We start from the raw sequence: 14,096 nt of genomic DNA, 5'->3' as shown, positions 1-14,096 counted from the left end.
CATGGACGGCCATCCTGAAACGGTGCGTTTAAAATTAATGGTTAGCTTGGAGCAGAAAAGGACTCGGTTGGCCTTTCCTTTGCTTACTTTCCTTTGGCCACTCAAAGGAAAGTAAAGTCGCCGCAAGGGCGAAACACCAAGCAAAAAATAATAAAAATGACTGGATGAGCGCAGACGAACCATTATCACCAATTAGGTTAAGCCTTGCCTTTTTCTTTGCTATTTGTAGGTATAATTTTATTTTGGGCAAGCAAAAGAAAGTAAAGTCGCCGCAAGGGCGAAACACCAAACAAAAAATAATAAAAATGACTGGATGAGCGCAGACGAACATTAACCTCATAGCTATAAACTTCATAGCTTCATAGCTTCATAGCTACATAATAAGATAACAACATAAATCAAAAAGCTAAACTACGCCGTCGATACTGGCATACCATCACCATACAAAAAAGACGGATCTGCAGCGTCCGCCTGCACATCAATCGACAACATGGTCACTTGCCCCACAATATTCGCAAATGACGAATCTGCGGCATCCAGGCCAATACCTACCCTAACCAACCCACTAACTGGTGCCATACGCGTTGCATCAAAAAGATACCAACGATCTTGCAAATAAACTTCAAAGAAACCATGAAAATCAGGTGGTTTTAATCCAACCGCATAACCCGACACATAGCGCGCAGGGATCCCCAAAGCACGACATAGCGCAATACTCACATGTGCAAAATCACGACAAACACCTGCTCGCTGAATGAGTACATCACAAGCGCTTGACGAAGCATCCGTACTTCCTGCAACATAGTCAATATGTGCATTTACCCAATTACAAATTTCCTCAACGCGCGAGTAACCACTGGCTAATTGACCAAACTCTTTCCAAGCAAACCGCCCGAGACGATCTGACTCACAATAACGACTCGGACTTAAAAAAGGCAAAACTGAAGCCGGTAACCTTTTATGCTCTACCTCATTTAAATAAAATATGCGCTCTATTTCTGGTGATAATTCAACGGTAGCATTATATCGAACGCTAAGTTCACAAGGGTCTGTTTTTAAACGCAAGCCACGACAACCAAAATCATTTAATTGAAACCATTCACTGTCGATAAAAGGATAAATAACAAGATTTTCTTGCACTGTTTTTTGATGCACAGTATCCGCGGCTGCAATGTTAAAAACAAAGCTTGAGGGAGATTCAACGGTATAAATAAGCTCTGAAGATATATTGACTAAATACATAACAGATAACCTCTAATGAACGATCGCCATAACAACCAATAAATACAAATAAACACCCTGTATCATTGAATCTTTTATATAATTAAACGAAATTCTGGTTTATACATTAATTGATTTAACTCACCGAGTATATGCACAATAAGTGATGAAAGCCTTTCATTTTTAACAAAAAAATAAAAACACCTCCTATAGGGTACATGCCACACCTGAAATAATTACGCTTAATAAATAATACTCAGAGTAAAATCAAAGCAGTTAAAGTTAAACCTATTAAACTAAAACTGTTCTAAAAAAATAGCACTTTACTCTGTAAAATGCTTCTAACTCCCAGTTTAAAACCTTGTTCAATAAAGACAATATCCATTACCGCTATGTTTTTTCAAAAGCACTGCATTTAACAAAGCCAAACAACACATTTGGCTTAATTTCGTAAAACTTCCTTATTTAAGGTATAAATCATAGGTTTAAAATAGCGCTAACCTGAGTGCATGAATATAAATAATAAAAGTAAAACCCGACTATTTACTTGAATCATAAACGTATCCGCAGAGTAATATTTTCATCAAAAAACAAGGCTAAGTCACTATATAAGAAACAAATTCTTAACCGGCAGATATAAGGTGTGTTTTTGTTAACAAGTCCTGTAACATTATCAAAAAAATACCTAGTTAGAGCTATTTGCGTGTAAGTTCATCAGAGCACCTACTAAGGTTTACATTAGTGAACGATTTAATTACCTATTAAATCCTTACAATTAATTTGAAACACTACAGTTTACTTTCATCAAAAACCTATTGTATTTAATGGGTTTTAATATCAACCAAGTTTTAATATCAACCAAGGTTAAATTTAATGCGTAAAAATCTGCCCGTTATCGATCAACGAAAAACATTCTCTCCAGATTCCAAGTTAATTTCAGTAACAGACAACGATGGCAATATAACTTATTGTAACGATGCTTTTATTGAAATAAGTGGTTTTTCGCGTGATGAATTAATTGGCCAACCGCATAACCTAATCAGACATCCCGATATGCCAGCAGCAGCATTTGAAGTAATGTGGGAGCACCTAAAGCAAGGTAAACCTTGGATGGGTTTGGTTAAAAACCGCTGTAAAGATGGGCAATATTATTGGGTTGATGCCTATGTCACACCCGTGACTGAAAATGGTGTCATTATTGGCTATGAGTCTGTTCGGTCATGCCCTAAACAGGAGAATGTAGAAAGAGCAGAAAAGCTTTATAAACGAGTAAATGCAGGTAAAGGGCTGAATAAACCTGCGCCTGTTTCAGCGCCAACTATATTTATAAGTGTCATGTTGATTTTGTCTATTGTTTGTTATATAGCAGGGTCAATACCCGTTGCATTTAGCCTTCTTGTTTGTTCAACTATTTTACATGGTATTTGGGTTAGCGCGGTAAAAAAACGCATTATCACTAATTTATCTCAACGTTTAAAACATAACTTTTCTCATGAACAAGCGGTGCAATCCTATACAAACAACACTGGTATGTTGGGTAGTTTAGAAGTAGAAATTCTTAGTCAACAGGCTCATTTAACAACTATTATTAGTCGTATTGAAGATGCGGCAAAAAAAGTGTCTGCAGGCTCTCATCAATCATCGACACTTGTGCAAAACTCTAAAAATAGCCTGGAGCAACAACAGTCAGAAACCACTCAAGTTGCAACTGCAATGAATGAAATAACATCAACAATTGCAGAGGTCTCTGAACGAGTTAACGATACGGCAAAATATACTGAAACTGCATTTGGACTTGCTATAGAGGGTAAAAAACTATCTGAAGTTACCAGTAATTCAATCAATGAACTTCGAGAAACGGTGCAAACCATTAGTCAATCGGTTATTAGCGTATCAGAACAATCAAAATTAATTGCTACAGCGACGAATATGATTGAGAAAATTGCAAAACAGACCAATTTACTTGCATTAAATGCCGCGATTGAAGCCGCTCGAGCAGGCGAACAAGGCAGAGGTTTTGCGGTGGTTGCCGATGAAGTGAGGAACCTTGCCAAGAATACACAAGATTCAACCAGTGAGATTTATAATATCGTTGAATTATTAACCCAAAAAACAGACGATGCCGTCGCTCACGTGCAAAAAGGCACCATTGAAGCAAATAACGGTTTAGAAAGGGTATTAGAGAGTGGGGAAATGCTTAATGGCATTGTTGACTCTGTTGGTAAAATTTCAGATATGTCTATCCAAATCGCCGCAGCTGTTGAACAGCAAACTCACGTATCTGAAGATATTAATCGTCAAGTAGTCAGTATTTCAGACTTAACCGATGACAATGTAACTATTACAAGTGATGCAGCCTCTTCTATTAATGACCTGAGTAAAACTGCTGACGATCTTCATGAGCTAGTGATCCGCTTTAAATAACTTCCAGTCTTTAAATAAGCAGGTAATAAAAAAGTATCAATGGATGGGGTCAGTATTGCCTTCTGCCCCATTGATTTAAAAGGGCTTTAAATAAGACATTACTCGATAAAAGCCAAAAATAAACCTTATTACTTTAAACAAGTAATAAGGTAACTTAACGACAGTGCTAAAACACTGCCGACAACCACCACAATAACTGAGACAGCTTAACAATTAACAACAAACAACTAACAACTAACAACTAACAACTAAAAATTCACAGACACTAAATATTAATGACTATGCAGCGGTAAGCCTGAACTTTTTAGTTTCATTATTTAACGTATTTGCCATATTAGATAATTCGTTACTTGATTCAGCAATATGCCTTACCGCTTGTTCAGTCTCACATGTACCAGTATTAATACCTTCTATATTTTGCGCAATTTCATCAATCGTAACACTCTGTTGTTCAGTAGCCGCTGCAATTTGAGCGACCATATCAGAGATACCTTCAACACTTAATGCTACATCAGCATTGATTTGATTCGCTTGATACGCAATTTCTTGAACCTTGTCGGTTTGAATAACATTATCATTCATGGTTTCTACTATGGCACTACTACCACTCACTATCGCTTCAATAATCACTTCAATCTCTTTTGTTGATTTTTGTGTTGATTGAGCGAGATTCCTTACTTCATCGGCAACAACAGCAAAACCTCGTCCTTGATCTCCCGCCCTTGCTGCTTCAATAGCCGCATTTAACGCCAGTAGGTTAGTTTGTTCTGCTACCTGTTTAATAACACCTAACATATTAGCAATTTGATCCGAGTCATCGCGCAGTTTAGACATTTCTATCGCTGTCTCTTTCGTTTTTGCACCAAGTGAAATTAAAGCTTGGTAAGTTTCCTCGATATGTTCTGCACCTTGTTTTGATTTTGATTGGATATCTTCACAAATATTCGAGGCGTTTGCAGTCGTTGATGCAATTTCCCTTACTGATGCACCCATTTCAGTTGTCGCGGTAACAACCTGCTCCGTTTGTCTTTGCTGTTCAGTAACGGAAGCACTTGTCTGTTCAGTGACTGAGGCGAGTTCATCCGCTGTCGTCCCTTGTTGCATGGCTATATCAGCAAGGTCCCCGATCATAGAACGAAGGTTATTTACCATGGCAGACAATGCAACTTGTAATGCCCCTACTTCATCATAAGCATGCACCTCAATCTTATTACTTAGGTCACCTTCGGCTATCTTGGTAGCAAAAGAAGATGCCGCAATAATAGGGTTAGCAATTTTTTTAGAAAAGTACAGTCCTAATAAACTGACGATAATGGCGCAAATTATAATCAGTACGATGGCAAAGAATATTCCTTCATAGACTGAAGCAAAGGCTTCTGCTTGATCTATTTCACTTAATATAACCCAATTAAAATTATCTATTTTAATATTGTCATAAGCAGATAAAACATTGTTTCCATTATAATCTTTAATTATACCAACACCATGCTCTCCAGCCAAAGCAAGGGAAACGGCTTCTGTATCAACACCATTATTTGCGACATTCCCTGCGAAGCTTGCCATTAATGAACGACCAGTGGGATCTAAAAATGAATTAGAACGCATAAGTTTATCTTCACCAACTAAGTAACTTTCACCTGTTTCGCCCATACCATCACGTACAGCCATTATCTGATTGGTGCCATCACTAGAAAGTTGCAATGCTAATATAATGTCACTGCCTTTAATAGGAATAGCGATAAATGCAGCAGGATCGCCATTACTTGGCGCATAGGGTTGAAAATCGACAATGCCATAACTACCGGTATTACGTACCTGCTGGATAAGTTGACCTAAATTAGAACTTGCATATTTTCCGTTCAAGATATTGGTCTGATAATCCGCTTCTTTGGCTTGGGTGTAAAAAATCATCCCCTGCTTATCAACTAAAAACAAATCATAATAATCATACTGTTTTATATAGTCAGTAAAATAAGCATCATAATTTTGCTCATCTAAATTTCCGATGGTATTTGCTAACACTGTAATGTCTGAAACACGCTGCTCAAAAAAGGTTTCTATTTGCGACTTTTTTATTTGATTAATTGCTTCGAGTGATTGTGATACTTTATATTCGACATCTTCTACAGCATACATAGTGATAATACTGCTTGTTATCATTGCGGGTAAGAGCCCTAATAATAAGAATGCTAAAGTGAGTTTTGTTTTAAGGCTCCAATAAGCAATATTAAAGACTGAACGCTGTGCTAATTTTTCCATTGTAAATATCCTGTTAATTGTTAATTGTTAATTGTTATCTTGGCTACCTGTAAAAAGAACAGGACAACGCTATCAGTCAAAAAATCAATTCATTGCCTTCTTACTAAGATCATAATGATTTTCATCATTTTCCATTTTCTCAGCACACCCATTATGATCTTCGGTCATATTTTCAATTTCAGCAGAATTTGAAAATTAATATTTAATAATAGGTAGGAATTTGAAATCGTCAATTGTATTACAATAACTTTATTGATCTAAAGCAAGTTTACATACATTTAGTTAGCCACTGGGAATGGTAGGCCTAAGCGGGGAAGTCTTTCTTTTTTACTATTACCTCAAATAACTTCTTGGATTCAAATAAAACTTACTCAATTTGGTCAAATCGAGGCACAATCAATTTCCCCAAGCCATCAATTACTTTTAGCAAAGCCAAACAGGGTATTTAGCTTAAGTTCATACTGCGTATGGATGTGCTGTACAAGCTGATGCGTTAAATAAGGAATTGCTTTGCTATTTGTAGGTATAGCTTTTATTTAATACCAACTACATTAAGTATGTGATCAAATATTGCGCAGGAAAATGGGGAAATTTAAGGCAGAGTAAAATATCTATTATCAAACTCCATTAAAAATGGGAGGATTACCAAATAGATTGTTCCCTTTACAAAACGTTTAACGTGAAAAGAGCTCCTTTTTAGCAACAAGATTGATCAGCTATTTAGCAGAATTGGTAAAATAGGGAATGAAAAAGTGATTTATTTGCAAAGCCAAACGGAGCGTTTGGCTTTGATTTGAAGTAAAATTATAATTCAATACATTGTTCAGATGATGATGACTTACCAATGCTATTTGACGCACTAACACGATAACAATAAGTTTCACCGACTTGAACACCTTCGTCATTATATGATGTTATATTTTCAGCAACATAATACGTGGTTCCATAATCAACATTAGATTGAATTCGGCGCTCAATAATAAATTCTACTTCATTATCAGAATTATCCCCCCAGGTGATATATAAATCGACTTGATTCGCTTGTTCCAAGCTTTCCTCTTCAACAATAGATTCATTAACAATCGTCCCATTAACAATCGATCCATTAACAATCGATCCATTAATAATAGGAGCTTCATTCTTTGAATCCTCAACTAGAGTCGTCTCTGAAGTAATGTCTTCTGCTTTAGCCTCTTCTGTAACGATTATTGAATCTAATGACTCTTTAGCACCAGATTCTTCACTTGACTCAGCTTGTTTTGATACTTTAGCAGGCTCTGAACTTGATGAACCAGATGATCCACACCCCATCAATAAAACAGGACAAAGAATTAACACCACCTTAAATAGAGTACTTTTTAAAATCATCATTTTTGTCTCCAACAAAAGTGATGATTCAGAAATTTTTATATATAACAGAAGAAAAAATGAAGAGGATAAATGAGAAGTATCATCGCCTCGGTAACTCCGCTGCCGTAGACGATTAATTGTCAATAGGCCGGTGGTTTTGCGTATTAAGGTTTCCCTTAAGTTGCCTTTTTCTAGCTAATAATATTGTAATTACTGAATCAGATGCATTAGCGCAATAGATTATTATTAATATATTAGTTTATCGAATTGGTAAAAATAAATTAGACAACTATTTATAGCACGCTTTAATTTTAATACAAATTCGAAACGTCCTTTGTGATGCAACAAAATTAAAAACCAAAATTTATCAACAACTTGACGAAAAACTTAATAAGTCAAAAAAATATAAAACCTACCTATAACAGCCTATTAATTCAAATAATCACAATATAATTACTTCCTGGATTCGCATAATAAGAACCAAGCTATTCTTGAAAGATCAGGAAAAATGGTTAGTTTTTGCCGCCTGACTCCTTTGATGGTTAAGTACAGGTTTACTCGAGTCCAAAATAAAAGCGACATTGCTCTGAGGTAAGATTATCGTATTAGGGATATCTTTTGTCATAATAACCAATTAAATCAACACTAAAGGCAAGATATGATAGACGCATCAACTTTTTCATTGCAGCATTTTCAACATAACAAGGATCACTGCCGTGGCGCCTACACTTAATTTTAAAAGCATAGTGGTATCCACCACTATTGCTGCTGCTCTCTATATGATGGCGTTTACGTTAGCAAGCTATTCCATTTCATTTTCATATAGCGCTGCGGTTATATTAATAACACTGACCTGTTGGAGCGCTTCATTGCTCCCCCCTTTTCTGACTGGATTAATGTTTTTTGCATTATCAATTGTATTGCAATTAATTGAACCTAACGCTCTATTCTCAGGGTTCTCTTCCACCGCTGTTTGGCTGATTATCTCAGGGTTTATTATTGGCTCTGCTATTTCCACCTCTGCTTTAGATAAAAAATGTGCTTCATTCATCGCTCCACATTTAACACTTAGCTATCCACGACTTATCTCAGGTTTAGTGTTTAGTGCCATTATTTTAGGGTTTATTATGCCCTCTTCAGTTGGTCGCGCCGTGGTATTAATTCCAGTGGGGATGGCGCTTGCTGAGCATGTGGGCTTTGCTCAAGGAAGTAATGGCCGTAAAGGTGTGGCAACGGCGTTAGCAATTGCATGCAACATGCCTAGTTTTGCTGTATTACCGGCAAATATTCCTAATATGATTTTAGTTGGTTCGAGTGAAACACTGTTTAATATACACTTTGGCTATATGGAGTATTTACTATTACATTTCCCAATATTAGGGATTGTTAAATCTTTGTTAATTGTCTACTTAGTATTGAAGTTATTTCCAGCCTCAATCGTCGAAAAGCCGACTAAGAGCTTGTATTCGCAGGATACAAACAAGTCGAGTGATCATATACACATCAATATATTACAAAGAAAAGTTGTCGTTATTCTCGGACTCACCTTGCTGTTTTGGATCACTGACTCAATACATGGTGTGAACCCAGCATAGGTCGGTCTTGTTGCGACTATCGTTTTATTATTACCACGATGGGGTGTGCTTGAAACCAAGAAATTTAACAGTTCAGTTGATTTTGGTACCGTCGTATTTGTTGCTGCAGCACTCGGCTTAGGCACATTGGTTAATGTTTCAGGTGTAGGTGCGTTTATGGGAGAAGCATTTACTCATTTATTACCGAGCGCATCGGAAAACAGTTTTTTTAGTTTTATGTCGCTTTCGCTTATTTCAACATTAACAGGATTAGTAACAACCGTTCCCGGTGTCCCTACCGTACTTTCACCAATGGCCACTGATTTTGCGCAAGCCACAGGACTTTCATTACCCGCAGTATTAATGACACAAGTTATCGGCTTTTCAACTGTATTATTCCCTTATCAAGTCGCTCCTTTAGTGCTTGCCATGCAGTTATCAAGGGAGTCACTTGCGAGCTTAGTAAAAATAACCATACCGTTGGCGATATTAACCATAGTCGTGTTAATGCCACTTGATTATTTATGGTGGCAACTATTGGGCTGGATATAATGACTGAACAAGAAAATAATAGCTTTTATAATTTTTGACTAGGCATGGCCTTAAAGATAAGAGCCGTCAGGAGGAAGTGAACGCTGGATTAATCGCCGTTGTGGGGTTAGGTATTATTGATAGCTGTTGTTTTAAATATTTTTTAATAGGTATTGTTGTTAGACGCTGTTTTGGATAATTGTTAAGGGATGCTTTGGTAAAGATTGTTTTGAAATAAAGTTGCGAGGAGATAACTTAGCATGGCTAAGCTTACTACCTCGCAAAGCGATCAAAAGGTTTAAACTAGCGCCCAATATCCCAGAAAAATAACAGTATTAGGCTGAAAATCCATTAGTATTCGTACTTTTGATCAATTTTTCTTTTCTCAATAAGATAAGTTTTATTATCGATTTGATCAGCAATCAATAGTTCTTCTAAAGCAATTAATTCCTTACCTTTTTCTTTTCTTAAATATGTTTTAGTCATATCGTAGTTAATTGACTGAGCACCATCATAACCACTGACAGGATCCCATAAAATAGAGGCAGGCCAAAATAATAAATTAACAACGCCAAACCCAGGCTCTCTAGCATAGAAAGAACCAAACCCAGGTAAAAGCCCCAACGCAGCACCAACCATTGGTTTTTTTTCTTCGATTAAAACACCTTCATTTTCAAAAGCTGCATATTCCCTTTTTTGCATTGAATTTAATCCACCTGCACACCCAGATATTATTAAAGCGGAGAGAGCCAATGCAGCAACCTTTATAAATTTCATTTCTTACCCTTTTTAAATTTAAATCATCGAAGACGATTGTTAGTCTTTTATATTATTTAGATAAATTACGTTTCTTTCACTTTGAGATGTCAGAAATTAATATCAAAGTCTTAGCGTAATCTCTACGTGGTTATTTGAATTAAATTAAATATAGGAAATTGCACTTATTATGAGAATCTAGGAAAGGATATGGACACAATGAGTTAACTCAATAATGGAACATCTTTCCATTAAATAAAGAAGCTATATTTAATTCGCGCACACAATACATTAAAAACATATTACAATCAAAAAAATACCACCATATAGGCAATCTCATTTCAGTGATTGCAAAAAGATGTTCTAAATATCAAAGAAATGATTTATTAAATAAGTATTAATAACTCTGTATGGGGTTGATTTAAAATGTTTTAAGCAGGTAATTTTATCGATAGAAAATGATAAAACATAAGATTATTGACTTACTTTTGTGTTCATAAGGTATCAGATAAAAAATGCTATCTAACTACTTGGATAGCATTTTTTCATTAATAAATTTATTTAATAAGAAGCTATTTGTTCTTTCTCTGCCATTTTATATATGTTGATAAACATCTTATAACAATCAGACAATCCTACTAATAAATTAAACACTATAATTTGTTATGGGATATTATACTTAACTCAAATTAGTTAAGCTTTGCTACGTTTTATTAGCAGTAAAGCCAAACCGAGAAATAACATACTAATTGTAGCTGGCTCAGGGACATTCACACCTATTGTAGGGTCATTGTAAGGGTCTGTATCAGCTGCATAATTATCTGAAAGTAAAGCATAATCAAAACCGTAAAAATCCGCAGAACCATTCCTTTCAATGACAACATCAAGGTAACCTAATGAGTTGATACTTGTAAGCACATCAGGTGCAAGGTCAAAATATCTTACAACTGTACTAGGGTAACCGTCATTAAAAGACCAATTTTGCGCTATACCATTATAAGTTGTAGTCACAGCTCCAAAAGTTGAAGCTTGGAAATCTGCCATATCAAACCACATACTTCCTGATGTCCAACCGTTGCCTAGTCCAGTGAAAGAAAATGTCGTTGTAGTACCTGTTTGAGGGCTGTATCCTGGATGTGCAGTACTATATGAATCAGTATATTGAGCACCATTTGTTGCAGCTACCTCATCCGGTGTACGTCCATCATAAATGGGGGCAAATGGTGGATGATTAGCGTTATCAGCAATTCCGGCACCATAACCATCATTGTCACCAATCATAATCACAGCAGCCCAAGTTGGGCTAATCATCATTGTTAGTAAAGTAATATAAAGTAGTTTAAACATTGTGTATCCCTCCAGTAATGAGTAAAGATCAATATTTGACTCCAAATCCTTGAAGCTAAGTATAAACAGAGCAAGTTAAGTGCCACAATTAAAGCGCATAAAAATCAATTAAATATAATAACCCTAAAATAACAATGTAAAAAAATCCGTCGTATTTTATTCTTTTAGGATGAGTAAAGTTAATTTATTTATTTTTTCATTCAAAATACATTCTCAATTTTAGCGCATGCCAATGGACACAGTATTGCTTTTGCCTGATTGTAACCAAAACACTTCAGATAAAATATTACCCAAAGTGGCCACATTCTATCCGCCGCTTAGTTTTCCCAAGGTAATCATTAATTTTAACAACAGCAAACAGGGCGTTTGAGATAGTTTCAGAATGGATATGGACGGTCATCATGAAACTATGTTTTTAAAGTGAATAGCTAGCTTGGATCAGAAAATGAATCGGTCTGCCTTTTTCTTTGCTATTTATAGGTATAATTTTATTTTGGGAAAGCAAAATAAAGTCACTCGACGCAAGGGCGCAACGCCTAGCAAATAAATATCAAAATATCTGGATAAGTGCAGACGACGAAGAATACTCACAAAAATAAAAGTCTCGGATTCAACTAAATAACATCGACATTATCGAGGGCTATTTACATTGTTCTGAAAAGAGAGTACTTAAATAAATTAATTTTAAGCAATTGATTTTTAATGCTTAGTTATTTTTTTAAATGTTAATGATTAATAAATATGATATGTGTATGACCGACCCAAATTTCGTATCAGTTCGATCACTTTAACAGTATCTGTGTTAAAAAAGGCTTAGGTTGTGGGAAAATTGAAATAATCAATTAAGGAATGATGAAAGGCGATGTGCTCCTGAAGCAGGCTATCGCACTATCTAAAAACGAATAAATGCATATAAATAGCATTAGAACTGTCATTCCGCGCTGAATAACGATTAAACTTCACCTTTGAAAAGTAATTTTAATCACGGAGTGATACGGTAGTGAAAAAGTGATTAACCGCGTTCTTACTTTTTGATTTATTACTCTCAACTGTCACCATAAACTTTGTTGAGTTTTTCTTTACCACTGTGTGCAACGGCTTTGACTTTTTTGTTGATCACAATGGCATACGAAATAAAGTCGCTGACAGGACCAAACTAGTATTAATAATGCCGCAATGCGCACATCTAATATGTTAATAATGAGTAAATCTAATAGGAAAACTGTTCTAATGAAGCGTCATCGATAATAGCGTTTAGCTTTTTCAGATCACGCTCAGTGCTATCCACCAGTTCGTTATTGAAGATAAATGCAGGTACGTTGCCAGCAGGATCAATCCATGTTTTATAATTGACTTCAACTAATGGGTCACCACGTTTTTTGATTACCCAACTCGATTCAACTTGTGAAACACGAACATAAAGATCATTAATTGCTACTTGTTCACTACAAGAAACAATATTAATAGTGATGATTGTTTCCTCAAAGGAAGTGTTAACACAGGTAATGAGCTCTCGATTTTTAAACGGCCAAGGGCTGTTTATAATCGTTCGCAATAAATATTGTTGATTATTATAGACTGTCAATACTTCTACGCTATCCAACCGCTGTAACCATTGCGATGTTTGCTTTATATTTGATAAGACTCTAAACACAAGCTCTTTAGATTTGTAAGTATAAAAACGCGCTTCCACCTGTTTAAAATCGCTTTGCTCGTGTTGCTTTAAATCAACCTGAACACTCGCCATTGATTCAGCTACTTTTTTCTGTTGCAACTGTACATTGGCACAACCAGAAAACCACAGAGTAGAAACTAACAAAAAATACACAGAAATTATGCTTAAACGATATTCCATTAATGATCTCCATTCCATAAAAGAACAGTGACACAATAAAAATCCACTGTTTAACAACTAAAGAAGCATAACACACTGTATATGTTGAATAGGTTTTACGTTCTTTCATTTCAATCTCCAGTTAAATCAATAATGTCTTCACTGGGTTAGTCGTATCAATTAAACCACGTCCTATCGTTAGGTCGTCATTCGCGTATATCTGCAAATGCCCTGCAATCATCAAGTGATTTTAAGCTCCAATAACGAAAAAACCCTAGTTTATTTGCATAAACTAGGGTTTAGAATGGTTGGAATTGGCCGATAAGCCGGGGTCTGTCGTTGAATCGTCATTCGCGTATATCTGCAAATGCCCTTCAATCATCAAACGATTTACAAAGATTAAACTCCAGAAACGAAAAAACCGCTACCTAATTGCTTAGATAGCGGTTTTTAAAATGGTTGGAGTTGGCCTGTAAGCCGGGTTCTGTCGTTGAATCGTCATTCGCGTATATCTGCAAATGCCCTGCAATCATCAAGTGATTTACAAAGATTAAACTCCAAAAACGAACAAACCCTAGTTTATTTGCATAAACTAGGGTTTAAAATGGTTGGAGTTGGCCGATAAGCCGGGGTCTGTCGTTGAATAGTCATTCGCGTATATCTGCAAATGCCCTGCAATCATCAAACGATTTACAAAGATTAAACTCCAGAAACGAAAAAACCGCTACCTAATTGCTTAGATAGCGGTTTTTAAAATGGTTGGAGTTGGCCTGTAAGCCGGGTTCTGTCGTTGAATCGTC

At 35.9% G+C, this 14,096-nt stretch carries 7 protein-coding genes, 1 other RNA gene, 1 pseudogene and 1 riboswitch (1 of these 10 cut by a window edge); of the genes and pseudogenes, 2 read left to right on the top strand and 7 right to left on the bottom strand.

The features are described from left to right. Positions 1–411 precede the first annotated feature (411 nt). Entirely contained in the window at positions 412–1,242 is an 831-nt protein-coding gene (locus tag H5084_RS09015; protein WP_028869546.1) for a transglutaminase family protein, read from the bottom strand. Positions 1,243–2,094: 852 nt separating this feature from the next. Here H5084_RS09015 and H5084_RS09010 point away from each other — a divergent pair. Continuing rightward, the gene (locus tag H5084_RS09010; protein WP_182690226.1) at positions 2,095–3,645 is read left to right on the top strand and encodes a PAS domain-containing methyl-accepting chemotaxis protein; all 1,551 of its coding nucleotides are present in this window, start codon (positions 2,095–2,097) and stop codon (positions 3,643–3,645) included. 279 nt (positions 3,646–3,924) lie between these two features. Here the strand turns inward: H5084_RS09010 and H5084_RS09005 are convergent, their stop codons facing one another. Together H5084_RS09005 and H5084_RS09000 are read right to left on the bottom strand one after the other, a co-directional pair. Further along, positions 3,925–5,904, bottom strand: a complete 1,980-nt coding sequence (locus H5084_RS09005; protein WP_182690225.1) for a methyl-accepting chemotaxis protein — start codon at positions 5,902–5,904, stop codon at positions 3,925–3,927. Between the two features lie 804 nt (positions 5,905–6,708). Next, positions 6,709–7,275, bottom strand: coding sequence for a hypothetical protein (locus H5084_RS09000; RefSeq protein ID WP_182690224.1), 567 nt, complete (start codon positions 7,273–7,275; stop codon positions 6,709–6,711). An 86-nt stretch (positions 7,276–7,361) separates the two neighbouring features. Next, positions 7,362–7,450: riboswitch (cyclic di-GMP riboswitch) on the bottom strand. A 616-nt stretch (positions 7,451–8,066) separates the two neighbouring features. Between H5084_RS09000 and H5084_RS20045 the strand changes: the two are divergent. After that, positions 8,067–9,380, top strand: a pseudogene (locus tag H5084_RS20045) (SLC13 family permease); the annotation flags it as partial. A 330-nt stretch (positions 9,381–9,710) separates the two neighbouring features. On the opposite strand, the gene H5084_RS08990 reads toward H5084_RS20045, so the two are convergent. The 4 genes from H5084_RS08990 to rnpB all read right to left on the bottom strand — a co-directional run. Then, positions 9,711–10,136 carry a hypothetical protein gene (locus H5084_RS08990; RefSeq protein ID WP_182690223.1) on the bottom strand — a complete coding sequence of 142 codons (426 nt, stop codon included), beginning with the start codon at positions 10,134–10,136 and terminating at the stop codon, positions 9,711–9,713. Positions 10,137–10,808: 672 nt separating this feature from the next. Next, positions 10,809–11,462 carry a PEP-CTERM sorting domain-containing protein gene (locus H5084_RS08985; protein ID WP_028869540.1) on the bottom strand — a complete coding sequence of 218 codons (654 nt, stop codon included), beginning with the start codon at positions 11,460–11,462 and terminating at the stop codon, positions 10,809–10,811. A gap of 1,210 nt (positions 11,463–12,672) precedes the next feature. Continuing rightward, positions 12,673–13,317 (bottom strand): hypothetical protein, encoded by a 645-nt coding sequence (locus H5084_RS08980; RefSeq protein ID WP_182690222.1) that lies wholly within the window; start codon positions 13,315–13,317, stop codon positions 12,673–12,675. 736 nt (positions 13,318–14,053) lie between these two features. Further along, positions 14,054–14,096: RNase P RNA component class A (gene rnpB, locus H5084_RS08975), an RNA gene on the bottom strand; it runs 431 nt beyond the window's last position.

The organism is Psychromonas sp. SR45-3 (genome assembly GCF_014163575.1).
Classification (GTDB): domain Bacteria; phylum Pseudomonadota; class Gammaproteobacteria; order Enterobacterales; family Psychromonadaceae; genus Psychromonas; species Psychromonas arctica.
The sequence above is the reverse complement of the archived record's forward strand: the minus strand, read 5'-3'. Positions and strand labels throughout refer to the sequence as shown.